The sequence below is a fragment of the Snodgrassella sp. ESL0304 genome (assembly GCF_013344995.1).
GTDB lineage: Bacteria > Pseudomonadota > Gammaproteobacteria > Burkholderiales > Neisseriaceae > Snodgrassella > Snodgrassella alvi.
On sequence record NZ_JAAEDR010000012.1, the window covers coordinates 345966 to 369625 of the forward strand.

The 23660-nt window shown below is 37.8% G+C and carries 24 protein-coding genes and 1 tRNA gene; 9 read left to right on the plus strand and 16 right to left on the minus strand.

All coding sequences use genetic code 11. From position 1 onward, the window contains the following. Nucleotides 1–146 precede the first annotated feature (146 nt). Nucleotides 147–959, plus strand: coding sequence for a MetQ/NlpA family ABC transporter substrate-binding protein (locus tag GYX91_RS05150; protein ID WP_174830104.1), 813 nt, complete (start codon nt 147–149; stop codon nt 957–959). 72 nt (nt 960–1031) lie between these two features. Here the strand turns inward: GYX91_RS05150 and GYX91_RS05155 are convergent, their stop codons facing one another. Then, complete coding sequence (locus GYX91_RS05155; protein ID WP_078475568.1) at nt 1032–1616, minus strand: superoxide dismutase; 585 nt, start codon at nt 1614–1616, stop codon at nt 1032–1034. Between the two features lie 213 nt (nt 1617–1829). Between GYX91_RS05155 and dnaB the strand changes: the two genes are divergently transcribed. From dnaB to GYX91_RS05185, 6 genes are all read left to right on the plus strand, one after another. Beyond that, nucleotides 1830–3221: a replicative DNA helicase gene (gene dnaB / locus GYX91_RS05160; RefSeq protein ID WP_084548507.1), complete on the plus strand. Its 1392-nt coding sequence runs from the start codon at nt 1830–1832 to the stop codon at nt 3219–3221. A gap of 112 nt (nt 3222–3333) precedes the next feature. Continuing rightward, the gene (locus GYX91_RS05165; RefSeq protein ID WP_174830105.1) at nt 3334–4050 is read left to right on the plus strand and encodes a Tfp pilus assembly protein FimT/FimU; all 717 of its coding nucleotides are present in this window, start codon (nt 3334–3336) and stop codon (nt 4048–4050) included. 18 nt (nt 4051–4068) lie between these two features. Continuing rightward, the gene (locus GYX91_RS05170; protein ID WP_174830106.1) at nt 4069–4575 is read left to right on the plus strand and encodes a hypothetical protein; all 507 of its coding nucleotides are present in this window, start codon (nt 4069–4071) and stop codon (nt 4573–4575) included. After that, on the plus strand, nt 4572–5459 hold the full coding sequence (locus tag GYX91_RS05175; protein WP_174830107.1) for a PilW family protein: 888 nt from the start codon (nt 4572–4574) through the stop codon (nt 5457–5459). Before GYX91_RS05170 ends, GYX91_RS05175 begins: the two co-directional genes overlap by 4 nt. Before the next feature lie 36 nt (nt 5460–5495). After that, nucleotides 5496–6101 (plus strand): PilX N-terminal domain-containing pilus assembly protein, encoded by a 606-nt coding sequence (locus GYX91_RS05180; RefSeq protein WP_174830108.1) that lies wholly within the window; start codon nt 5496–5498, stop codon nt 6099–6101. A gap of 27 nt (nt 6102–6128) precedes the next feature. Continuing rightward, nucleotides 6129–6584, plus strand: coding sequence for a type IV pilin protein (locus GYX91_RS05185; RefSeq protein ID WP_025330676.1), 456 nt, complete (start codon nt 6129–6131; stop codon nt 6582–6584). Nucleotides 6585–6715: 131 nt separating this feature from the next. On the opposite strand, the gene GYX91_RS05190 is transcribed toward GYX91_RS05185, so the two are convergent. Then, nucleotides 6716–7117, minus strand: coding sequence for a Spy/CpxP family protein refolding chaperone (locus GYX91_RS05190; protein ID WP_174830109.1), 402 nt, complete (start codon nt 7115–7117; stop codon nt 6716–6718). A 117-nt stretch (nt 7118–7234) separates the two neighbouring features. On the opposite strand from GYX91_RS05190, the gene rpe reads away from it, so the two are divergent. Then, nucleotides 7235–7930, plus strand: a complete 696-nt coding sequence (rpe, locus tag GYX91_RS05195) for a ribulose-phosphate 3-epimerase (protein ID WP_025330678.1) — start codon at nt 7235–7237, stop codon at nt 7928–7930. Nucleotides 7931–8081: 151 nt separating this feature from the next. On the opposite strand, the gene polA is transcribed toward rpe, so the two are convergent. The 3 genes from polA to GYX91_RS05210 form a co-directional block, all read right to left on the minus strand. Further along, a complete protein-coding gene (gene polA, locus GYX91_RS05200) occupies nt 8082–10877 on the minus strand; it encodes a DNA polymerase I (RefSeq protein WP_174830110.1) in 2796 nt (931 codons plus the stop codon). Between the two features lie 588 nt (nt 10878–11465). Further along, a complete protein-coding gene (locus GYX91_RS05205) occupies nt 11466–11996 on the minus strand; it encodes an inorganic diphosphatase (RefSeq protein ID WP_084587364.1) in 531 nt (176 codons plus the stop codon). Nucleotides 11997–12165: 169 nt separating this feature from the next. Beyond that, on the minus strand, nt 12166–13161 hold the full coding sequence (locus GYX91_RS05210) for an SHOCT domain-containing protein (RefSeq protein ID WP_174830111.1): 996 nt from the start codon (nt 13159–13161) through the stop codon (nt 12166–12168). 208 nt (nt 13162–13369) lie between these two features. Here GYX91_RS05210 and GYX91_RS05215 point away from each other — a divergent pair, with 208 nt between their 5' ends. Beyond that, entirely contained in the window at nt 13370–14023 is a 654-nt protein-coding gene (locus GYX91_RS05215; protein WP_100125565.1) for a LexA family transcriptional regulator, read from the plus strand. A gap of 288 nt (nt 14024–14311) precedes the next feature. On the opposite strand, the gene GYX91_RS05220 is transcribed toward GYX91_RS05215, so the two are convergent. The 11 genes from GYX91_RS05220 to lptE form a co-directional block, all read right to left on the minus strand. Beyond that, nucleotides 14312–14387: transfer RNA gene (locus GYX91_RS05220), tRNA-Lys, on the minus strand. Between the two features lie 117 nt (nt 14388–14504). Then, nucleotides 14505–15797, minus strand: a complete 1293-nt coding sequence (gene serS, locus GYX91_RS05225; RefSeq protein ID WP_174830112.1) for a serine--tRNA ligase — start codon at nt 15795–15797, stop codon at nt 14505–14507. 109 nt (nt 15798–15906) lie between these two features. Further along, a complete protein-coding gene (trpD, locus tag GYX91_RS05230; RefSeq protein ID WP_084548459.1) occupies nt 15907–16950 on the minus strand; it encodes an anthranilate phosphoribosyltransferase in 1044 nt (347 codons plus the stop codon). A gap of 45 nt (nt 16951–16995) precedes the next feature. Continuing rightward, a complete protein-coding gene (locus GYX91_RS05235; protein WP_078475581.1) occupies nt 16996–17565 on the minus strand; it encodes an aminodeoxychorismate/anthranilate synthase component II in 570 nt (189 codons plus the stop codon). Nucleotides 17566–17625: 60 nt separating this feature from the next. Beyond that, nucleotides 17626–19263, minus strand: coding sequence for a phospholipase D family protein (locus GYX91_RS05240; RefSeq protein ID WP_174830113.1), 1638 nt, complete (start codon nt 19261–19263; stop codon nt 17626–17628). Between the two features lie 59 nt (nt 19264–19322). Then, nucleotides 19323–20801: a 4-hydroxy-3-polyprenylbenzoate decarboxylase gene (ubiD, locus tag GYX91_RS05245; RefSeq protein ID WP_174830114.1), complete on the minus strand. Its 1479-nt coding sequence runs from the start codon at nt 20799–20801 to the stop codon at nt 19323–19325. Nucleotides 20802–20819: 18 nt separating this feature from the next. Beyond that, the gene (gene pth, locus GYX91_RS05250) at nt 20820–21395 is read right to left on the minus strand and encodes an aminoacyl-tRNA hydrolase (RefSeq protein ID WP_174830115.1); all 576 of its coding nucleotides are present in this window, start codon (nt 21393–21395) and stop codon (nt 20820–20822) included. Nucleotides 21396–21441: 46 nt separating this feature from the next. After that, complete coding sequence (locus GYX91_RS05255; protein ID WP_306181055.1) at nt 21442–21726, minus strand: RnfH family protein; 285 nt, start codon at nt 21724–21726, stop codon at nt 21442–21444. Further along, nucleotides 21716–22150 (minus strand): type II toxin-antitoxin system RatA family toxin, encoded by a 435-nt coding sequence (locus GYX91_RS05260; protein ID WP_037393303.1) that lies wholly within the window; start codon nt 22148–22150, stop codon nt 21716–21718. The genes GYX91_RS05255 and GYX91_RS05260 overlap by 11 nt, the downstream gene beginning before the upstream one ends. Before the next feature lie 44 nt (nt 22151–22194). After that, complete coding sequence (gene holA / locus GYX91_RS05265; RefSeq protein ID WP_174830116.1) at nt 22195–23178, minus strand: DNA polymerase III subunit delta; 984 nt, start codon at nt 23176–23178, stop codon at nt 22195–22197. Beyond that, the gene (gene lptE, locus GYX91_RS05270; RefSeq protein ID WP_084551916.1) at nt 23175–23660 is read right to left on the minus strand and encodes an LPS assembly lipoprotein LptE; all 486 of its coding nucleotides are present in this window, start codon (nt 23658–23660) and stop codon (nt 23175–23177) included. Before lptE ends, holA begins: the two co-directional genes overlap by 4 nt.

Here is a 23660-nt window from a genome sequence, read left to right on the forward strand (position 1 = left end):
TTTTAATATTCATATGCAATGATTAGACTACTCGGCTATATTATATTTTTTCCATAAGCCAATTAATTTTTAATTCACATAAATAAAACGTACTTGCTGTTATGTGAATTAAAAATATGAAATTGACTATCATCGGAGCCAATAGCATGAAGTTTTTTAAGCAAATTATTATTTTAATTACTGCCTGTCTGGTACTGGGAGCCTGTCAGCAGGATAAAACCAGTAATAAACAGATTATTGTCGGCACTTCACCCGGCCCCTATAGCCAGCTTTTTCTTGATGCAGTAAAACCTATTCTGGAAAAACAGGGATATCAAATTAAACAAATTGATTTTTCTGATTTAATGCAAGCTGATATCGCTTTACAACAAGGTAATATTGATGTAAATGTTGATCAGCATACTGCCTATATGGATGCATTTAATCAGAATAAAAAAGCCGATCTGATTGCTTTAACTCATATTCCTACTGTGCCAACAGCAATTTATTCTAAACGCCATACAAACTTGCAGGCAATAAAAAAGGGAAGTGCTATTGCAGTACCAAATGATCCGGCAAATGCTGCACGAGCCTATCGTCTGCTGGCAAAAGCTGGCTGGATTACCCTTAAGCCTTCAACCAATCCGGGAATGATCTCTAAAAATGATATCAAGACAAATCCTTATGAATTGAATATCACTGAGCTGGATCCGGGTAATATTCCGCGTACTTTATCAGATTTTGATTATTCAGTTATACCCGGAAGCAGGGCATACGCAGCCAAAATTAATCCTGATCTTGCCCTGTTACAGGAAGATATTATTCCTTCATTTGAGTTAGTTGTAGCGGTAAGAGCAGATAATGCACCAAAAGCATGGGCACAGGCTGTGAAATCAGCTTATAGCTCAGCAGAATTCAAACAGTATATGCAAACACACAATACTAAAAATTACTGGTATGTGCCGAAAGAAAATAACTGAAACAGATGTACAGTTATAAAAAAACTGCCTTTAAACAAAAGGCAGTTTTAATTATGTGCCGTGAATTATAGCTTATGCTGCAAAGCGTTTTTCTACTTCATTCCAGTTAACGATTTCCCAGAAATTACTTAAGTAATTCGGGCGGCTGTTGCGATAGTCAATATAATATGCATGTTCCCAGACATCGCATGTCAGTAAAGGAGTGTTGTCAGTGGTCAGTGGTGTGGCTGCATTACTTGTAGAAACCAGATCAAGATTACCATCCGGTGTTTTTACCAGCCAGGCCCAGCCTGAACCGAAAGTACCAGCGGCTACTTTATCGAACGCTTCTTTAAATGCATTAAAATTGCCCCATTTCGCATTGATAGCGTTTGCCAGAGCACCATTTTCAGTTAATGCCGCACCTTTAGGTGTAAAGCCAAACCAGTAAAATGTATGATTCCAGGTTTGAGCTGCATTATTAAATAACCCGCCCGAAGATTTTTTGACAATTTCTTCCAAAGGCATATTCTCAAACTCTGTTCCCTTAATTTGGTTATTCATATTGGTGATATAGGTCTGATGATGTTTGCCATAATGATATTCCATTGTTTCTTTTGAAATATGTGGTGCCAGAGCATCAAGGGAGTATGGTAGTACTGGTAATTTATGTTCCATGGTTGCGATTCCTTCTGATAGAGTGAGTATTGCGTTTTTTGCAGTGAGCTCGATGTAGAGTTATATAAGATAAATTTGCAAATATATAGAACATTTAACTCACTTTAAACCATTATGTGGTTCGTTAATATTGTAATACACAGCCCTTATTACCCGCAAATAAGCAGTCACTTAATGGTAAAATTAAAAAAGTTGTTAAAAAAGTCAGAAGACATGGAAGAAAACGATATCAGTGCAGAAGAAACAAATCAGTTAGCTATGCCGCCGCATTCGATGGAAGCAGAACAGTCGGTTTTAGGCGGGCTGATGCTCGAAAACAGTGCATGGGACAGAATTGCAGATTTAATTGATGAAGACGACTTCTATCGTCATGAGCATCGCCTTATATTCAGAGCAATTAAAGCATTAGTAGAGCTTTCACGTCCGGCGGATGTGATAACAGTACAGGAAGAGCTGCAAAAGAGAGAAGAGCTTGAAACGGCCGGTGGTCTGGAATATTTAATAACACTGGCACAAAACACCCCTTCAGCAGCAAATATACGGCGTTATGGAGAAATCGTTCGTGAACGTTCCATAATGCGCCAGCTGGCTCAAGTAGGAACGCAAATTGCCCGTTCGGCTTATAGTCCTCAGGGAAAAGATGCAGCACAAATGCTGGATGAAGCTGAAAACAGCGTTTTTCAGATTGCTGAATCAACTGCACGATCAAAACAGGGTTTCCTGACAATGCCGGTACTGCTAAAAGAAGTTGTGGCACGAATTGACTACTTGTACTCGCGTGATAACAAAAACGATGTAACTGGTGTTTCAACCGGTTTTATTGATCTTGATAAAAAGACATCAGGTCTGCAACCGGGAGATCTGATTATTGTTGCAGGCCGCCCGTCTATGGGTAAAACGGCTTTTTCACTAAATATTGCAGAGCATGTCGCTATTGCAGAAAAATTACCGGTAGCTGTTTTTTCAATGGAAATGGGTGGTGCTCAACTGGTATTGCGAATGCTTGGTTCAGTAGGCCGTGTCGATCAAAGTGTTCTGAAAACCGGACAATTGCAGGATGAGCATTGGGGAAAACTCAATGATGCAGTAGTCAAGCTCACAGAAGCCCCAATGTTTATTGATGAAACTCCCGGATTAACAGCATTGGAAGTGCGTGCCCGCGCTCGCAGACTGGCACGTCAGCAAGGCGGTAAACTGGGATTAATTGTACTGGATTATCTGCAATTAATGTCTGGTTCTGGCCGCTCAGATAATCGGGCTTCAGAGCTGGGTGAGATTTCACGATCTTTAAAATCATTGGCTAAAGAACTTCAGGTTCCTATAATTGCTTTGTCACAACTATCCCGTACGGTGGAGCAACGTACCGATAAACGACCTATGATGTCAGATTTACGTGAATCCGGAGCTATCGAACAGGATGCTGATCTTATTATGTTTATGTATCGTGATGAATACTATCATCCAGACAGTCAGTTTAAAGGATTGGCAGAATGTATTATTGGTAAACACCGTAATGGTCCGACCGGAAAAGTTCATCTGACCTTTCAGGGGCAGTTTACTAAATTTGATAATGCGGCCATGCCTGATGGTTATTTTGATGAATAAAAGTCACTTATTTATTATATTAGTAGTCTAAATCATATATTTTGATGTAAAATTAATTTAAAATAAGTGTATATTTAACTTGTGTCCGGCTTATTAGAATTAAGGTTAGAAAATGGCTTCATCTAAACCAACAAATGCTGGTTTTACTTTAATTGAACTGTTAATTGTCATTGCTATTACTGCCATACTGGCTGCAATAGCATTACCGGCTATGAACAGATTGGTTGCATCACACAGGACAAATAACCGAGCAGATCAGATGCTTGCAATGTTTCAGTTTGCAAGAGCTGAAGCTATTCGTACCAATAAACCTGTATTAATTTGTCCTACTGTAATCAGAAATGGTACAGGTACATCTAATGGATGTAGTAAATTTGCGGATTATTCCGATGGTACCGGATGGGAAGGTTTTCTTGCATTTAATGATAACGATTTAGATGGTAAATTTACAAGCGCTAATCCATCCACTAATACATCACCTGATACACCTGTGCGAACTGTTGCGATAAATCAGAACACAAATAAAATCAAAGTAAAACTTAACTGGGGAGTATGTAAAAATAATACAAATAATTGTACCGGTAAAATTACAGATTCAGACATGCTGGCATTTATGCCGAATGGACAATTCGGTCTAGGTTATGGTGCTGATTCTACTAAATGGACAATAGGGACTTCCAATGTAGCTATAGAAATATTTGATGCCGATTACAAAGATATTAAACGTCGCATTGTTATATCACCTAGCGGCAGACCTGTAGTATGTTATGGTAATTCTAAAAATGGTTCTGTTTCTGCTTCTACACTTTGTAGTGCAAGCCTAAAATAGAGTATATCAAGGAATTATATGGATAAGTATATGTACCGGTATATTTCAGTCAGGATATTATATTCACCAAATAGATTTCAGCGTCAGAATGGATCTACAATCATTGAAGCTATTGTGGCCATGTTCGTTTTATCATTCGGTGTGCTTGTATTAATGCTGGCTCAGATCACTGCAGTTCATACATCTGTAAATGCAGCGAATCAGGGAGAGGTCACCAGAGCAGTTCAAAATTACATTGAGCTGATGAATTCTCAACCAAGAATTTCTTTACAAGAAACAAAAGATGCTTCAAAAAATAAGATATTTTTTTTAAAAAAAGATTTTTCAAATTTTAACAATAAAAATTGTTCAGTTCTTCTTAATATCAATTTAACAAATGCTAAAGTAAAAAGCTGTGTAATTAAAGATGGTCAGATTACTGTAACCTGGTGGGGGCAGATTCTTAATAAGGATGATAAAAATGATGATAAAGATTTAAATGATAAAAATCTATTTTCGTATTCCCTGACAGCAGGTCAGTCATGAACACAACAGACAAAAATACAAAGATTGATCCAATAATGAAAATAGTTAAAATCACTAAATTAAAACAAATTCCACGCCGGCAGCATGGATTTAGTCTGGTCGAATTGATGGTGGCAACTGCAATCAGCATAATTGTTTTAATGGCTGCCAGCTCTACATTTTTAACAACGTATAAATTAAAAGAGCAGGTTAAAACACGTATTAGTTATGAACAAGATGTGCGTAATGCAGCAAATGTAATTCGTAGCGATATGCGGCAGTTAGCTGATTTTAGTTGTATGAATCCTCCATCGACATCTCAATTAAACTCTATATTCGAAAATGCATTTAGTGGAAAAAATAAACAGTTTTTATCAACTGAGTTACCAACGGCATCTTCTAGTATTGCTGTTGAACCGGTGACAGGCAGTCGCCCTTTAGTGTTAACTTATATAAGTGATAAATTAGCCAATAGTATTTTGTCTTCACAATGTCAAACTAATATAGATGATAAAGACATAAGTGGGGCAGTTTATGTAGTTGGAACCACACAATTTGATCGTGATCCTGGATTTTATCGAGTAAGCTATTCAAATAAAACGTTTAGTGCTCCACAATTGATAGTAAGAAATGTTACTGCTGTAAATTATCATTTTGATTATGATGATCATACTGCAAATGATTGCCCCAGTGAAGCCAGTGCTGCCAGCAACACACCATCTCCGCCTTTGGATGCCAATATAACTAGTACAACTGATCTTGATTTCAAGTATGAAAAGCCACCTGTTTTAATTGGAGTAACCCTGACAGTAAGACCTAATGGAACAAATGATAATACAACTATAAATTATGAAATTAATGCCTCTGTACGACAAGGTGAAGTTTGTGTAAGTAGCAAAATTTAATTTTATAGACCAATTACTCTGGAAACCGTTACAGACATGAAAATTAAAAATAAAACCTTACAATCCAGGCAGTCTGGTTTTGCATTATTTTTAGTGCTGGTTATGATGATAGTTATTGCTTTTCTTGTAGTAGTAACTATGCAAAGTACATCGATGGATACGCGGACCAGTGCTAATGATAGTGATCATCAGCTTGCATTTCAAAACGCACAGCTTGGTCTGGCTGAAGCTGAAAAGAAAATTAGTGAATGGCCTGGCTTAAAGACAAAACAGCAATTTAAATGTGATTGCGAAGCAGGATTATGTGCAGCAAAAGGAATAAATCCGGCAAAAGTAAAAAGTGTAATAGCTGAAGTTGAATCATGTACTGATTTAAAGGATGTTTGGAAACGGTCTGAAGTGTTTACAGATTCAAAAAAAGATCCATCAATCAAAAATACAGTTAATTCAGGCAATACTGCATCTGGAACTGTTCAAGATTCAGCAACCAAATATCGTTATGTAATTGAATATCTGGGTCCTGATACTGGGGCGGGAGTAGGGTATTATATATTCCGAATTACTGCAAAGGGCTGGGGACAAAATGCTTCAACTTCAAGTATTATTGAAGAAACTATTCAAGCTGCTTTATATGATTATTAATATAAAGATTTATATCTGGATAAATGCATGAAAAAATATCAAAATGGTTTCTCTTTGATTGAGCTAATGGTGGTAATTGCAATTATGGGGATTTTGACTGCCTTAGCTATACCGGTTTATAGTAGCTATATTGAGAAAGCAGATTTAACAGATGCTACTACTACACTAGCCAATATCAATCAGGATATAGCACAAACAAAACTAAAACTATTTAATAGAAATTTACTAAAAGATGATCTCGATTCATCAATTAAGAATCAATTGACCAAAAATGGTAATGTAGACAAAAAATATGAAATTGGAGTTACATGTAGTACAACTGATGATTGCACAAAATTTCGTTTATATGCAGAACCCAAAAATGGTGTCCATTTAAAAAAATCAGTTTGGATGAGTAATGACTCTAGTACTTACATTTGTAATACAAAATCTGTAAAAAGTATTACAGATCCATCTCAAAATTCTTTGTGTAGCAGGCAATAAGCATTTTTATATCGTATTAATATATTTTATTTTATGAAACACTATTAAGTTAAATCTGAATTCATATAATTGATTTATTCAAAATAATATTTAATTCAAATAGTTATCTATCAAGTACTAATTTTATAGTTTTAACGCAAACAATTATTAATCCAGTTCTGTCTTTGCTGCTGATTTAAAACTTGCAAAAACTCATATTGTACTTTTAATTCATCTATATCTTGTTGTATACGAGGCATATAATAGTTCAACACATAGCGTTTTGCTTCAGTTTCATCAAATTTTGGTTTCATCAGAATCTGTGTTAATTGCTCACTTTTACGTTTATTGTTTGCGGTATGCTGCAAATTAGTGTCCTGATTTCGTTTGTACTGCATTCTGATAAGCCTAAGCCTTGTTTTTTGCATTTGAGTTAATTCAAGCTTGCGTAAGTCACAATTAATCTGACCGGAGGCAAAAGTAGAAAAAGTAAATGTTAATAAGACAAAACCGGCACAATAGCGAGCCATTTTTTGCCAGTATGAAAATATCATTTTGTTCTCCCTTTGATTTCTATCAGTTATTATGAGTATACTTCAATAGCAGTCAAACACATATAATGGTAGTAAACTTGCGTAAATAATATAATTTATTATAGATAATGTTTTAATATGAATAAGTTAACGAAACCGGATTTTTATATTGCTCCTAGTATTTTATCAGCAGATCTTGCCTGTTTGGGCAATGAAATTACTTCCGTAATTAACAGTGGAGCAGACTGGATTCACTTTGATGTTATGGATAATCATTATGTGCCAAATCTTACGTTTGGTCCTATGGTTTGTCAGGCAATAAAACCATATGCTTCTGTTCCCATTGATGTACATTTAATGGTAGAACCAGTTGATGAAATGATTAATGCTTTTGCAAAAGCCGGTGCGGATATTATTACTTTTCATCCCGAAGCAAGTAAGCATGTAGATAGAAGCTTAAATCTAATAAAGACAGCTGGATGTCAGGCAGGGGTGGTATTAAATCCGGCTTCTCCAATAAGCTTATTGGAAGAAGTATTAGATAAAGTAGATGTCATATTACTGATGTCGGTTAATCCAGGTTTTGGTGGACAGAATTTTATTCCATCCACACTGAAAAAAATTCGTAAGGTTAGGGCAATAATTGATGAATATGCCTATGAAAGTAAAAGATTTATCCGATTAGAAGTAGACGGTGGAATCAAAATTGATAATATTGCTCAGATAGCAGCAGCAGGAGCTGACACATTTGTTGCAGGTTCTGCAATTTTTGGTCATAACGATTATTTTAAACAGATTTCTGTTATGCGTGCACAATTAGCTGAAATAAAATAAATTAGTTATTTAGCATTTAATTAATATGTTACTATTTTGATATATTCTGTCATAAAAATAAAGTTTTTATTGTTAATTTTTAAAAAGGTAGCCTGATAAATTTCAGACTACCTTTTATTATTAATCCTGATATTTCAAATAGAGTATTCCATTAATGAGCTTCATCCCAATTATGCCCATATCCGACATCAGCAATTAATGGAACTTTTAATTTAGCCACATTTGCCATTAATTGAGGCAAATGTGTTTGTACAGATGACAACTCATATTCAGGTACCTGTAATACAAGCTCATCATGTACCTGCATAATCAATCTGGTTTGCATTTTTTCCTGATTAAGCCATTTATATACAGCAATCATGGCTCGTTTAATTAAATCAGATGCCGTCCCTTGCATCGGTGCATTTATCGCAGCTCTGAATGCTCCGGCGCGTTCGTTAGCATTTGTACTTTTTAAACCAGGCAGATAAAGACGACGCCCGAATAAGGTTTCTACATACCCATGCTGTAATGCTTGTTCTTTAGTTTTTTCCATATATTCGTGTACACCCGGATATCTGTTAAAGTAACGTGATATAAAGTGTTGCGCAGCCTGCAATTCAATTCCTAATGATTTGGCCAGACCATATTCGCTCATACCATAGATTAAACCAAAGTTAATGGTTTTAGCATAACGACGTTGTTCTGCAGTTATTTGTTCCTGATTTGTCGAAAAAATTTCTGCTGCGGTACGCTTATGAATGTCCTCATCATGCTGAAAGGCATCAATTAAGGTAGAATCATTAGAAAGATGAGCCATAATCCTTAGCTCAATCTGTGAGTAATCCGCAGAAACAATTAACTGGTCGGGGGGGGCAATAAAACTTTTACGAATACGCCGTCCTTCTTCAGTACGTACCGGAATATTCTGTAAATTTGGATTATTACTGGCCAGACGACCTGTAATAGCGACAGCCTGAGCATAGGTAGTATGTACACGACCGGTATTCGGATTAATTAGTTGCGGTAATTTATCAGTATAAGTGGATTTTAATTTAGCCAGACTACGTGTTTGTAAAATAAGCTTGGGTAGGGGATAATCTACTGCAAGCTTTTCCAGCACGGTTTCATTGGTAGAAGTACCTCCGGATGAAGTTTTTTTCAGGCCGGAAGTAGGGATTCCCATTTTTTCAAATAGAATAGACTGAAGCTGTTTGGGTGAGTTTAAATTAAAAGGCTGTCCTGCCAGTTGATATGCCTGTTCTTCGAGTCGAACCAATTCAGTACCAAGCTCATGGCTTTGCTGAGCCAGTTCCTGACGATCTATTAGCACTCCGGTGCGCTCCATGTTATAAAGTATGTTCTCTACAGGGATTTCGAGATTACGATACAACTCAAGTTGCGCTGTATCCATCTGTTTTCTTAGTAAAATTTCAAGGCGAAAACAAACATCCGCATCTTCTGCTGCGTAATTAACGGCATCTTCAAGCGCGACATCAGCAAAACTGATTTGTTTTGCTCCTTTGCCACATAAATCTTCATAATGAATAGTTTGCCAGTTCAGATGACGAAGTGCCAATTCATCAAGACCATGGCCTAAATGGCTTTCAATTATATAAGAAGCCAGCATTGAGTCACCGGTAATTCCCTGTAAATTAATCTTATAGTTAGCCAGAACATGTTGATCATATTTAATATTTTGACCAATTTTTTCGGGTATATCTGCTTCCAGATAAGGTTTCAGGGTAGCAAGCACAGTTTCAATAGGTAATTGCTCACTAATTACTGCCGGGCTGTGTCCGACAGGTATATAAAATGCTATTCCTGGCTCTAGAGCAATACTGATACCGACAAGATGCGCATTCATCGCATCCAGGCTATCTGTTTCTGTATCCAGAGCAATAACTTTAGCGTTGTCTAATTGTTGTTGTAATTTATTTAATTGTTCAATTGTGGTAATAGCTGAATAGTTTTTGGATATATTTCTGATTTGTTCAGTTTCTGCTGTATTTTCTATAATTTTAGTATCAGTACTATCATCATCGGTTTCAATATCACTAAACAGATCATTAGCAGGCTGAGAAGTTTCATTCATATTCTCGTGACAATGATTTTGTGCTTCTTTTAACCAGCTTTTGAAACCAAGTTGCTTGAATTGTGAAATTAATTCTGCCCAATTCGGAGTTTTTCGCTGTAAATCTTCAATTCCGTGCGGTATCTCATGATGTAAATCTACATCAGTTTTAATAGTAATTAATTGATAGGACAGGGGCAATTTTGATAATGCAATTCTAAGATTTTCACCAACTTTACCTTTAATTTCATTAGCATGTTCAATAATATTTTGTAATGAACCATATTCCTGCAGCCATTTAACCGCTGTTTTAGGACCACATTTTTCCACACCGGGTACATTATCAACTTTATCACCAATCAGACTAAGATAGTCTATTATCTGGTTCGGTTTTACGCCAAATTTATTAATTACACCTTCAATATCAAGCTTTTCATTGTTCATGGTATTGACAAGCGTAATTTGGCTGTTAACCAGCTGAGCCATGTCTTTATCACCAGTAGAAATAATAACCTGATAACCGGCTTGTTCTGCTGAATAAGCTAAGGTACCAATTACATCATCTGCCTCAACACCTTTGACAGATAAGACCGGCCAGCCCATTAATTTCACTAATTCTGGTAACGCTTCAGCCTGTGGTCTAAGTTCTTCCGGCATCGGCGGACGATTAGCTTTATATTCAGGATAAAGCTGATGGCGAAAATTTTCGCCTTTAGCATCAAATATACAACAAGCATAATCATGTGGTATATCTAAGCGTAAACGCCGTAACATATTTAGTACACCATATAATGCACCTGTGGGCATACCTGTTGGACTGGTTAATGGCGCAAGAGCATGAAATGCCCGATATAAATAAGATGAACCGTCTACCAGTAATAGTTTTTTTTGCATAATTATTCCAGAAATATCAGTTCTTACTACACATTCATCATTAGAAACAAGAAACAGATGTTAGATATAAAGCCTCAATTAATTTGTATTTTACGATAAAAAATATCATCAGTAATTTAAAACTATGATTGAATTAGCCAAGTATTATTGAACGAAGCTTTAATAGATTCAATTTCGCATAATATATATTATGTTAAATTTTAGTATTATATTTAGCTAGTAATAAATATCAATAACAACCTGACTGCCCTAATATATTAAACTTAATATCGTTGACTTGTTTTAGCATTATGGGAAAGACTTTCTGGCAACCTTATCCAGCTGTTTGCAATGAGCACTGCTTCCTGCATCTATCCTTGCATTTCCATCATCTTTATAAGCCTTTGCTATACAAATAGTGGACGCATGCCCTATTGCGATCTGTTTACATTTTATTGTCTGTTAACTTGTAGCAATTTATCCGCTAGTAATCTTCTTTAAAGAAATTAAGTTATTGTATTTAAAATTTTGCTGCGATATCTGAATATACCAAACTTCAAATTTCGCAGCACTCTAATATATTATGGTTACATAAATTGTATGTTTAAATTATTTTTGTTTCCAGCGTTGCTGAGATTCACGAATAACACTTTTTGCCTCTTCTATATCGCCCCAATGTGTTACTTGAGTTGTACCGGCCTTTTTTAAATCTTTATAGTGGTTAAAATGAAATTCAATTTGTTTTATTAATTGTGCTGGTAAGTCGGCCAGTGTTTGAATTGCATTACCATTATTGCGATCGTCGGCCGGTACAACAACAATTTTGTCATCAACTTCGCCATCATCAACAAATTTCATAACGCCAATAATTCTGGCTTCCAGATAAATACCAGTAGTCAATGGCTGATCGGTAATGATTAATGCATCCAGTTCATCACCATCTTCATCCAGTGTTTGCGGTATGAACCCATAGTTGGTTGGTTTAGCAAAAATCACAGGTTCAACGCGATCCAGTTTCATGGTAGCCAGTTTTCTGTCCCATTCTATTTTATGGTTTGATCCGGCCGGAATTTCAACTACTACATTAATAATACCGCCGTCTACATTACCAGCATCCAGAATCTGATTAAAATCTGCCATAATTAAATGTCCTGCTTTAAAGTTTAAGTAGGCGTATTGTAAACAATGGTTTTTTGTTTGCCCATATTTTATTTAAATTTTTACCGGGTAAAAACAATTCATAGCTATTCGTATTCGAAAGTTTTTACTAAAAGGCAAACTATGATTAAGTTTGCCTTTTGGATTAAAACTAGATTTTATAGCCGTTCAGTTCTTTGATTTTGCTTTCAGATTTTTTAATGACACAATTATCATAATTTATTTGAGTTTCAGTTAGATTCTGGGCTGTTGGTCTGGAAAGGCAATATTGATTTACCTCATCAGACCACTGTTCAAATGTCTGATTCAGGTTCTGTTGTATATCTTCCGGAATTGTTGACCAGGTTAAATTCACTCTTTTTAATGCGTCAGTTGCCATTTTATCCATTTGAGCAGTTTTTTCCTGTTTAATATCAGCCAGAGAGGATGCCTGTTCATCCAGTAAACTTTGTGCCCGGCTATTTAGCATCATGGTTTCGCAATACTGATTAGCTACCTGTTGTGCTAATGGTGTGCTGTAACCTGATAAAGAACAGTTAGCTGCTAATGCAGTGCTATCCCAATCTTTCTGTTCTTGCTGTACTGTAGCTTTGAAATCAGGATCAAGACCAGCCCATACAGAGCGTAAATTAGCTACCGCATTAGCACGCTCTTGCTGAAATTTAATCAATAGTTTATTGAGTTCTTCTGGCGTTTTTTTATTAAGATTCAAACCTGTTTCATCTGTGTCTGCTTCCGAGGTTGTATCACTGGGTTGCTGGGCATTCACTGTGATAACACTACTGGCCATACTGGCTGAAAGAGTACTCTGGTCATTAACAGAAGGGGTATTTGCTCTATTGCTGAAGAAAATAAAAAACATTGCTACAAGTATAATTATTCCAATCATGATAATTAAAATAATCTTGACACTGTTACTGTGAGATTGCTGATTTTGAATTTGAGCAGGCTGTTCTATAAATACTGGGATTGATTCATCCTGAGATTCTACAGATTCTGGGAAGGATGTATTTGTATTTATAGGCTGTTGCTCTTGATTTGATAAGAGTAAAGCTTTTTGAGCTTCATACTCTTCTTTAGTAATCGCTCCTTTTTCAAGCAAATCGAATAATGCTTCCAATTCTTCAGTTACAGAAGATTTATCCATACCCTAACCCTTTAATGCAGACTGTTAATATATAAAGGTTATAACATAAATTAAAGATTTATTTATAGCAAATTTTTATTTGTTTCTGGTATCCGGGTTTTAGTTTTACGATGATTTCTATCAAAAATAATATTATAACCAAACTATTTAAAGGTATTTAAATACTAATTTAATCAGTACAATAGTGCCTTTATTTTAAGGTAATAATATGAATGGCTTAAATGAACGCTTAAAAAAAGCGCGGTTAGAAAAAGGAATAAGTCAAAAGGAATTAGCAACCAGAATTGGCAGATCCCAGTCGGCAATTGCAGCCCTTGAATCAGGACGCAATAAAGAAAGTACAAATATTGCAACAATTGCACAGGTACTTGGTGTCGACCCTGTATGGTTGGAAACTGGTAATGGACAAATGAAAAATGCTTATAAATCAGATGAAATGATTTATGAGAATCAAGCACGAAACGGATTTATTCAATTCAAGAAGATTGACTTATTCGCAGACTCTGAAAACGAAATAAGATTGGTTGAAATTTCAGAAGAATGGGTCAGGAAAAACATAGGTAATGATTTTAAAAATACTTTTATAATTACTGCTCCAGATGATTCTATGTATCCAACTTTTTCTAATAGGGATTTGTTATTTGTAAATATTGCAATTAAATGTCATCGTGGCGATGGTGTATATCTGATTGCTACACCGAAGAGTCTGCTTGTTAAGCGTATACAAGCAACGATTTGCGGTGATTTAAAAATAATAAGTGATAACAAAAATTATGCCCAAGAAATCATTTCACCTGCAAAGCTGAAATCTATACATATTTATGGAAAGATTGAAGCTGCTTTTGCATTCAAAACTTTGTAATAGAACTTTATTAACACAAAAGCCTTGATTTAAGGCATAAATATGTAAGCTAGCTGATGCAGAATAGAGTCTCGATGTATGAGCTAAAAGCAATGGTAGGATTGCAATTACTGGAAATGTTGCAGAAGTACGCTCATCTGGACAATGATCATTTACACGCACACGCAGCTAAGATTGACAGCCTCATGCAAATTGCATGTCAAAAAAATGGCAAAAACAGAAATTCAATGGACTATTCATTAACACTTAAACAGTACTGTAACCTATTGAATATAATGGGTTAGTTTGTGGTGGGTCGTCAGGGGATCGAACCCTGGACAAATGGATTAAGAGTCCACTGCTCTACCAACTGAGCTAACGACCCAATAGGATTGCTGATTATACGCGTCTTTACACTGAAGGGCAATATTTAATACGGTGGTGTATAAATATTGCCCTTAGTAAAATTTTTATAAATTGAGATTCAATAAATCGTTGATATTTATGCGCGTAATACGCTTAATCCGCCCAGATAAGGCTGTAAAGCCTCTGGAATATTAATGCTTCCATCCTCATTCTGATGATTTTCCAGTAATGCTACCAAAGCTCTGCCAACTGCCAGGCCTGAACCATTTAATGTATGTACCAGCTGATTTTTGCCGTCATTATCTTTAAATCTTGCTTGCATACGCCGTGCCTGGAAATCTTCGCAGTTTGAGCAGCTGGAAATTTCCCGATAAGTGTTTTGTGCAGGTACCCATACCTCCAAATCATAGGTTTTAGCGGCACTAAATCCCATATCACCTGTACAGAGAACAATTACCCGATATGGTAATTCCAAAAGCTGAAGAATTTTTTCGGCGTGACCAACCATTTCTTCCAGAGCAGCATAAGAATTTTCCGGTCGCTGAATCTGCACCATTTCTACTTTGTCAAACTGATGCTGCCGAATCAGCCCGCGAGTATCTTTACCGTAGGAACCGGCCTCAGAACGGAAACATGGTGAGTGTGCGGTGAGTTTTTTAGGTAATTCATCTTTGCTTAGAATACGTTCACGCACGGTATTAGTCAGGGTAATTTCTGCGGTTGATATCAGATATTGTTCCTGTGTATTTTCTTCGCCTCCGCAGCTTACTTTATACATATCTTCAGCAAATTTAGGTAATTGTCCGGTACCTAACAGAATTTCAGGATTAACAATATAAGGGGTGTAATGTTCTGTATAACCATGCTGCTGAGTATGGGTATCAAGCATAAATTGTGCCAGTGCACGATGCAGGCGAGCTATCGGACCCCGCATTAATGAAAATCTTGCTCCGGATAGCTCTGAGCCGGTTTTGAAATCTAAGCCTAACGGTTCACCTAAATCAACATGATCCTTAATTTCAAAATTAAATTGTCTTGGCGTACCGAATCGGCGGATTTCGATGTTGTCATTCTCATCTTTGCCCACAGGAACGTCACTATGCGGTAGATTCGGAATTGTCAGGATCAAATTATTAATTTGATTTTGTATGGTTTGGTAGTCCTGATCAACCTTTTCCAGTTCGGTCTTGATTTGGGCAACTTCAGCCATTGTCTGGTTAGCTTCATCATGTTTGCCCTGACCTTTTAGTGCACCAATCTGCTTGGAAAGATTATTGCGTTTAGACTGCAACTCTTCTGTGCGTATTTGTAATTGTTTACGCTGTTGTTCCAGTCGGGTGAAAGTTTCGGTATCCAGATTAAAACCACGAGTCTGTAATTTTTCCGCAATACTGTTGATATCCTGACGGAGTAATTGAATGTCTAGCATAATAATATAGTGTGTTTAGTGACAGATTATAGCCATTATTGTAAACGATTCATTGCTAAAATGAATGCATACAAATTTTATTTAGCTTATAAGCCGGGTTTATTTAATGTTAGCTATTTGACAGGTTAGCCAATTGTTGTGTTTTTTGGATAAATTCTGTTTGTTTCGCTTTTGCCTTACCAGAATCTATGGCGGTAATGGCTAAATCAACACCCTCTTCTAATGAAGAAGTTATGTCTGCCGCATAGATTGCAGCAGCTGCATTGAGCACGACTATATCACGGCAAGGTCCTTTTTCTCCATTTAATACGCTATTCATGATATGCAGCGATTCTTCACTATTGGCCACTTTTAAAGGTTTTAAGTCTTCAATTACCGGCATGTCAAACTGAGTCGGATGGATATCGTATTCCATGATAGTGCCATTTTTTAATTCAGCTATGCGGGTTGTGCCGGTAAGTGTAATTTCATCCAGTCCGTCACTTCCATGTACAACTAAAACATGTTTGCTGCCAAGCTGTTTCAGCACACGAGATAAAATCCCGACCAGATCAATATGGAATACCCCTAAAACCTGGTTGGATGCTGTTGCCGGATTGGTTAATGGTCCTAGTATATTAAAGACGGTACGTACGCCTAATGCCCGACGTACGGGAGCTACATAACGCATGCTGTTATGATGATTTGGTGCATACATAAATCCGACACCAAGCTGATCGATACATTCTCCTACTTGTTCAGGAGCTAATTCGAGTGCAGCACCCATGGCTTCAATGATGTCAGCAGAGCCGCTTGAAGAAGATACGGAACGTCCTCCATGTTTGGCCACTTTTGCTCCGGCTGCTGCAACTACAAACATGCTGGTTGTAGATATGTTGAATGTATGTGCATTATCTCCACCCGTCCCAACGATATCGACTAAATGTTCTCGCTGCTGTACAGGTACTTTTGTTGAGAATTCACGCATAACAGTTGCCGCAGCCGCGATTTCCGATACGCTTTCTACTTTAATACGTAATCCGATTAAAATAGCAGCTATGACTTCAGGCGCCACTTCTCCGTTCATTATCTGGCGCATTAAATCTGTCATTTCATCATAGAATAATTCATTGTTGTCCAGTAAACGATTAAGTGCCTGTTGCGGCGTTATCATGATAATTCTTTCTAAAATATAACTATTTTTAAAATTTTTACTTTATTAGTTATGCTGTTGCAGAAAATTGTGCAACATTGCATAACCATTTTCGGTAAGTAATCCTTCAGGATGAAACTGAACACCTTCTACAGGCAGAGTTTTATGTCTGATACCCATAATTTCGTTGTCATCAGTCCAAGCGGTTATTTCGAGACAATCGGGTAAAGTTTCTTTTTCAATAACCAGACTATGGTATCGGGTACAATTTACCGGATTAGGCAGGTTATTGAAAAGGGAGTTATTGTGATGGTAAACAGGTGAAATTTTACCATGCATAACTTTTTTGGCACGTACTATATTTCCGCCAAAAGCATAAGCTATACTCTGATGTCCCAGACAAATACCCAGTATCGGTATTGTGAGCGCAAAATGTTTAATTGTGTCTACAGAAATACCAGCTTCTCTGGGTGTACATGGCCCCGGACCGATGACAATTTTATCCGGAGCCAGTCTGCTGATATCTTGCAGTGTAATTTCATCATTATGTTTAACAATTACGTTTTCGCCAAGCTCACCAAGGTATTGCACTATATTAAAGGTAAAGCTATCGTAATTATCTATAAACAAAAGCATTGGCAATACCTCTTAAAAGAAATATCAAGTTGTGAACAAATGAGAGATGGCTAAAACTGGTTAAAGTAAGCTTTCCAGTGGGAGTAAGGAGAGCATTTTTACCCAGACACGCTGCCAAAAAGTAGTATCCGGTTCATGATGATAAACCTTTGTTTGATTTTTGTCGTTGGTTTCCGTCCACTCTAGCTTGCCTTGTGGTGATAGTTTTACCTGATAAGTAACATCCGGCAATGCTTCATTAATTGCCTGATTCATAAATTGTGCCATTTCCGGAGACTGAATAACGACACCCATTTCTGTATTGAGCCGTGCTGAGCGAGGGTCAAAATTTAATGAACCGATATAAAGCTGCTGTCCGTCGATAGTAAAAGTTTTAGCATGCAAGCTTGATTCGGAGTTACCTGTAAATGCACGGTCACGGGGCCCTTTTAAAAAGCCTTGATTTTTGAGTTCATAAATTTCTACTCCTTCTTTTAACAGCGGTATTCTATAGTGAGAATAACCAGAATGTACTGCTGCCACATCGGTTGCTGCTAAAGAGTTTGTGAGAATACGTATCTTCACACCCTCTTCTCGTAATTTTTGCAGATACTCAAGACCTGTTTGTGTAGGTACAAAATACGGAGTGATAACCAGTAAATCTTTTTGTGGTTCAACAACAGATGCAGCGAGTGCGTTCAGAGTTAAACTGGCTTTTTGATATTTAATTACCGGTGGTTGTTCTGTATCAGGTTCAATTAAAAGATTATTATCAGACTGGGTAGCTTCTACTTTTCTCCTGTTTTTGGGCAGAGCTTTATCAGGATTGTCGCTTACCAATATCAGGTGTGCCCATTGATAATCCAGTGATCCGTCTAATAATCGGTTGGCAAAATTGTCACGATTATAAGCATTATCATAACTATTGGCACGTAGATGATTGAAACTGCGATGTTTGAATATAGGCATGCTTGCCTGTAATTTAATATGGCGGGGGTGAACTATACCGTTTAAAGGATATGACGAAGCACTGTTCCAGTAGCGGTCAAAATTGTTTGAAACCTGATTAACAATAGGTCCTATGGCGAGAATATCTAAATCTACAAAAAGTGTGCCTTTACCCATATCAAAATATTCATCACCAATATTCCGTCCGCCTAGAATAGTGGCCTGATTATCAGCTGTGATAGATTTATTATGCATACGCCGGTTCAGGCGGGCAAAATCTGTCATGTAGCTTAAAGCGCGCCAGTGCCGGTGCATAAAAGGGTTAAATAATCTGATTTCGATGTTGGGTTCTTGATTAAGTGCTTTTAATATATTATCAAGGCCGACAGTATTATTGTCATCAAGCAGTAAGCGAACATGTACACCGCGCTGAGCAGCTAAAACTAATTCATGAAAAAGTAGCTGACCAGACGTATCGTTACGCCAGATATAGTACTGTACATCCAGACTGTGTTCTGCGGCGCGAACCAGAGCTATCCGTGCGGCGAATGCTTCATGTCCGTCATCAAGCGGATAAAGACCGGATAAACCTTTATGTTCGGATACAAGTGAAGCATTAGCATAGGCAAGAGAAGATGGGGTGTCGGCAGTAATATGTGTTTCAATACTACGCCCCTGTTGTGAAGGCAGGTTTTGGCAGGCCGCCAGAATAGAGATCAGACCCAGTTTCAGGCACCATGTACAGATACGATTTATATATTTACTTCCCATGTTTATGCCGTATATATTGTTAAACTTCAATCTGTAAAATCCATAGTGACTGAAAATAGCTATAAACCTAAATCTTGCCATATGGCGTCAACTTTAGCTATAGTTGCCGGATCCTTGTGTATTACTTTACCCCATTCACGGTTTGTCTCTCCGGGCCATTTATTGGTTGCATCCAGACCCATTTTCCCGCCAAGTCCGCTAATCGGACTGGCAAAATCCAGATAATCAATCGGTGTATGATCGATTAGTGTTGTATCCCGCACCGGATCCATACGTGTGGTAATTGCCCAGATAACTTCTTTCCAGTCTCTTATATTAATGTCATTATCTACTACAATAATATATTTAGTATACATAAACTGACGCAGATAGCTCCAACAACCCATCATTACTCTTTTGGCATGTCCGGCATATTGTTTCTTTATGCTGACAACGGCCATGCGATATGAACAACCTTCCGGAGGCAGATAGAAATCTATAATTTCTGGAAATTGTTTTTGTAATAATGGGATAAACACTTCATTCAGTGCGACTCCCAGAATTGCCGGTTCATCAGGCGGTTTACCGGTATAAGTGCTGTGATAAATAGCATTTTCGCGCATGGTAATGCGTTCTACGGTAAATACCGGGAAATTATCCTGTTCATTATAATAACCGGTATGGTCTCCATAAGGACCTTCCAGTGCAGTCTCGTCTGGATAAATAACTCCTTCAAGAACGATTTCTGCCCGGGCAGGAACATGCAAATCATTTCCGATACATTTAACTAGCTCAGTACGCGATCCTCTTAATAAACCGGCAAACTGATATTCACTGAGATTGTCTGGTACCGGGGTGACTGCTCCGAGGATGGTAGCAGGATCACAACCCAGTATGACTGATACAGGATAATGTTTGTTTGGATATTTTTGTTTAAAAGCCTGAAAATCCAGAGCACCGCCACGATGAGCAAGCCAGCGCATGATTAGCTTGTTTTTTTTCAGTAGTTGCTGTCGGTAAATGCCTAGATTCTGGCGTTTTTTTTCTGGCCCGCGTGTAACTGTTAAGCCCCAGGTAATTAGGGGAGCCGCATCTTCCGGCCAGCATTTTTGAATTGGCAATTGTGTTAAATCTACTTTATCACCTTCTAGAATAATTTCCTGACAAGGTGCTTTTTTGACGATATGCGGAGCCATGCTCCATAAATCTTTGAGTAAAGGTAATTTGGAAAGGGCATCTTTGAATCCTTTAGGAGGATCCGGCTCTTTCAGGTAAGCCAGTGTTTTACCTATTTCCCGTAATTGACTGGTATCGTCTGCCCCCATTCCCATGGCAACACGTTCCGGAGTACCAAAAAGATTAGCCAGAACAGGAAACTGGTATGTTGTTCCTGTCTGATTTATAGTATTTTCAAATAATAATGCCGGTCCCTGCTTTTGCAATACACGATCAGCAATTTCTGTTATTTCCAAATGTGGAGAAACTGATGTTTGAATCCGCTTTAATAATTGCTGCTGCTCAAGAACAGCAATGAATTCCCGCAAGTCACGATATTTCATAACATGATCTTTCAAATTTTACTTGCTGTGTAATTGTTGCTGCGCCCTGCCGAATTCTCCTTCTAACAGCAGGGGTATAGCATTCAGAGATTTGTGTAAAGCTTCGTCTAGCAAAATTTTTTCTTCAGCCAATGGTTTATGCAATACATAATGGACAACAAGATTACGATCACCCGGATGACCAATACCTAGTCGTAGCCGGTAAAAATCTGCGGTGCCCAGCCAGGCCTGTATATCTTTTAGTCCGTTATGACCGCCATTTCCTCCGCCTTTTTTAAACCTGATCTGGCCGCAGGGAATATCCAGCTCATCATGAATTACCAGTATTTCCTCAGGTGAAATTTTGAAGAATTTGGCTATAGATTGCACGGATGTGCCTGATTTGTTCATGTATGTGGAAGGTTTAAGCAGCCAGATTTCATTTTCGGGTAAGTTAACTTTTGCTACTTGTCCAAAAAATTTTTTTTCTTCTTTTAAGCTGATTTTCCATAACCTGGCAAGTTCATCAACGAAATCAAAACCTATATTATGCCGTGTATGTTCATATTCTGTGCCCGGATTGCCCAAGCCAACTATTAGTCTGATATGAGACATGTATATTCCTCAGGAATTACAAACTGTTTAAAAGTTAACTGGAAAACTATTCTTTTTGCTTTGCACGCCGTCGCCGGTTTTCTTTCGGATCAATCAGTAACGGTCGGTAAACTTCAATTCGATCCCAATTGGATAATATATAATCATCATTAACTTTTTTACCGAATATACCAATGGGTGCTGCATAGAAATCAGTTTGTGGAAATTTTTCTGGTAAATCTGACTGTAATAATACCTGACGTGCACTGCTTCCTGCCGGAACTTTTCCCTGCCAGAGATGCTGATAATCAGTGGTGGCATATACTGCTTCAACAATAATTTCAGTCATCATAGCGTCTGTCTGCTTCCTTAATAAAAGCATCAACCAATGTTGTAGCGATAATATTAAAGACCGGGCCTATTAGTGCTGAAAGTACTGCATTGGAGAATTCATATTCCAGACGAAAATCGATTTTACAGCCCAGATCATCGATAGGAGTAAATTGCCAGGTGCCTTCCAGTTTGCGAAAAGGACCATTAAGCAAACTCATCTGGATTTTATTTGGTCTTTGATTAATGTTTCTGGTAGCAAATGACTGACGTATTTTCATATAGTCCATGTACAATACAGCTTCCAGAGATTGTTCATCCCGTTTGAGAATATCCGTACGATTACACCAGGGTAAAAACTTAGGATAATCTTCAACTGTGTTGACCAGATCAAATATGTGTTCGGCACTATGTAGTACTAAAACGCTTTTTTCAACTGTTTTCATCATTATTGGATCAATAGTTTAACGGTGAGTTACCAGAATAATGTTCAGATGGTCAGAGACAGAAAAAGATGTTTGATTTCTGCCCATGCATTACCTTCTTCTGCACCTTTAATTTGTCGGTCGATATACGCACATATCTGTAAAGCTTCTAGAAGACGTCTGATGCCGATACGTCTGGCAGCCTGTGGTGCTAAAGTCTGTTTTTCACCCCATAAACGCAGGCTCTGACGCATTTCACTGATTGATTTACCTTGCTTGAATGCTGCAAGTAAGCGTATGAGAGTACGAATATCCTCACTGATAACCCATAATAATAGTACCGGTTCATTTCCCTCCGATGCAAGACCCTCCAGTAAACGCAATACCCGTTCTGAGTTTCCGCTCATCCATGCTGCTGACAATTGAAAGATATCAAAACGTGCTACGTTGGCTACTGCTGTCTGTGCGTCATCCAGAGTAACGGTATGTCCGGCCGAATGAATTAGAGCCAGTTTATCGATTTCCTGCTTTGCGGCTAAAAGATTGCCTTCTACTTTCTCTGCAAACAGGGCAAGTGCATCATTATCGATATTCAGATTCTGAGCCGCCAGCCGATTTTTTATCCACTGAGGTAATGCATTTTGGTTAATAGCTTTTGCATCAAATATCTGAGCATTTTTTGCCCAGCTTGAAAACCATTTACTCTGTGTTTGTAATCGTTCCAGTTTAGGGAGTATTAAAAGCAGGCAGGTATTTTCCGGTAATTGTTCAGCCAATTGTTGTAATACTACGGCTCCTTCTTTGCCGGGTTTACCAGAGGGAATATGAATTTCCAGTAATTTTTTATCAGCAAATAATCCAACGGAATGGACTGAGGACAGAAGTGATGTCCAGTCGAAACCGGTTTCTATATTGATAACTTCGCGCTCATTATATTGCTGACTACGTGCAGCTGAACGGATAGTGTCTAGAGCCTCTATTCGCAATAATTCTTCTTCACCATGAATTAGATATGCTGCAGACAGAGGCTGGACTGATAAATTACTCATTCGTTAGTAGTTACAGGCAGAAAAGCCAGGCGACGTACAATTTGTTCTGCAGCATCGGTACGCATATCATGCCAAATCATACGTTGTTCATCTTCTTTGGCCAGTACCTCATGATCAGAATAATCCATATAACGGTGTACTGTGACTTGTATCGGATCGCCTAGTGGCTGATCATTATGATAGGCTTGTACATTCACTTTCAGTGTGAGCAGATATTCACTGGTACCGCCAGATAAATCTACTGCTGATGTGGAAGAATCCTGTGTCGCTGAAATGACTTTTACCACTACCTCTGGATGTTCAGTATCCACAATTACATTAGGCTGCCGCCGCAATACGACTTCCAGAGCCCGCTGCATACTACCGCCTTCAATCTTCCAGCTATGATATGGCATGGGTGTGTCGAATCCGGATGTTCCTTTCAGATGGAATCCGCAGCCTGTTAATACAAACAGAGTAGCCAATAGCAGCCATTTTTTCAT

Excerpts from the sequence above, each read along its gene's own strand:
- GYX91_RS05205 (WP_084587364.1), bottom strand. The coding sequence starts at position 11,996 with ATGGCAGATTTTAATCAGATTCTGGATGCTGGTAATGTAGACGGCGGT.
- GYX91_RS05255 (WP_306181055.1), bottom strand. The coding sequence starts at position 21,726 with ATGATGACTGAAATTATTGTTGAAGCAGTATATGCCACCACTGATTAT.
- GYX91_RS05185 (WP_025330676.1), top strand. The coding sequence starts at position 6,129 with ATGAAAAAATATCAAAATGGTTTCTCTTTGATTGAGCTAATGGTGGTA.
- serS (WP_174830112.1), bottom strand. The coding sequence starts at position 15,797 with ATGCTAGACATTCAATTACTCCGTCAGGATATCAACAGTATTGCGGAA.
- GYX91_RS05175 (WP_174830107.1), top strand. The coding sequence starts at position 4,572 with ATGAACACAACAGACAAAAATACAAAGATTGATCCAATAATGAAAATA.
- GYX91_RS05210 (WP_174830111.1), bottom strand. The coding sequence starts at position 13,161 with ATGGATAAATCTTCTGTAACTGAAGAATTGGAAGCATTATTCGATTTG.
- GYX91_RS05170 (WP_174830106.1), top strand. The coding sequence starts at position 4,069 with ATGGATAAGTATATGTACCGGTATATTTCAGTCAGGATATTATATTCA.
- polA (WP_174830110.1), bottom strand. The coding sequence starts at position 10,877 with ATGCAAAAAAAACTATTACTGGTAGACGGTTCATCTTATTTATATCGG.
- lptE (WP_084551916.1), bottom strand. The coding sequence starts at position 23,660 with ATGAAAAAATGGCTGCTATTGGCTACTCTGTTTGTATTAACAGGCTGC.
- GYX91_RS05235 (WP_078475581.1), bottom strand. The coding sequence starts at position 17,565 with ATGCTTTTGTTTATAGATAATTACGATAGCTTTACCTTTAATATAGTG.
- trpD (WP_084548459.1), bottom strand. The coding sequence starts at position 16,950 with ATGATAACGCCGCAACAGGCACTTAATCGTTTACTGGACAACAATGAA.
- GYX91_RS05240 (WP_174830113.1), bottom strand. The coding sequence starts at position 19,263 with ATGGGAAGTAAATATATAAATCGTATCTGTACATGGTGCCTGAAACTG.
- rpe (WP_025330678.1), top strand. The coding sequence starts at position 7,235 with ATGAATAAGTTAACGAAACCGGATTTTTATATTGCTCCTAGTATTTTA.
- GYX91_RS05215 (WP_100125565.1), top strand. The coding sequence starts at position 13,370 with ATGAATGGCTTAAATGAACGCTTAAAAAAAGCGCGGTTAGAAAAAGGA.
- dnaB (WP_084548507.1), top strand. The coding sequence starts at position 1,830 with ATGGAAGAAAACGATATCAGTGCAGAAGAAACAAATCAGTTAGCTATG.
- GYX91_RS05155 (WP_078475568.1), bottom strand. The coding sequence starts at position 1,616 with ATGGAACATAAATTACCAGTACTACCATACTCCCTTGATGCTCTGGCA.
- ubiD (WP_174830114.1), bottom strand. The coding sequence starts at position 20,801 with ATGAAATATCGTGACTTGCGGGAATTCATTGCTGTTCTTGAGCAGCAG.
- holA (WP_174830116.1), bottom strand. The coding sequence starts at position 23,178 with ATGAGTAATTTATCAGTCCAGCCTCTGTCTGCAGCATATCTAATTCAT.
- GYX91_RS05180 (WP_174830108.1), top strand. The coding sequence starts at position 5,496 with ATGAAAATTAAAAATAAAACCTTACAATCCAGGCAGTCTGGTTTTGCA.
- GYX91_RS05260 (WP_037393303.1), bottom strand. The coding sequence starts at position 22,150 with ATGAAAACAGTTGAAAAAAGCGTTTTAGTACTACATAGTGCCGAACAC.
- GYX91_RS05190 (WP_174830109.1), bottom strand. The coding sequence starts at position 7,117 with ATGATATTTTCATACTGGCAAAAAATGGCTCGCTATTGTGCCGGTTTT.
- GYX91_RS05150 (WP_174830104.1), top strand. The coding sequence starts at position 147 with ATGAAGTTTTTTAAGCAAATTATTATTTTAATTACTGCCTGTCTGGTA.
- pth (WP_174830115.1), bottom strand. The coding sequence starts at position 21,395 with ATGTCTCATATCAGACTAATAGTTGGCTTGGGCAATCCGGGCACAGAA.
- GYX91_RS05165 (WP_174830105.1), top strand. The coding sequence starts at position 3,334 with ATGGCTTCATCTAAACCAACAAATGCTGGTTTTACTTTAATTGAACTG.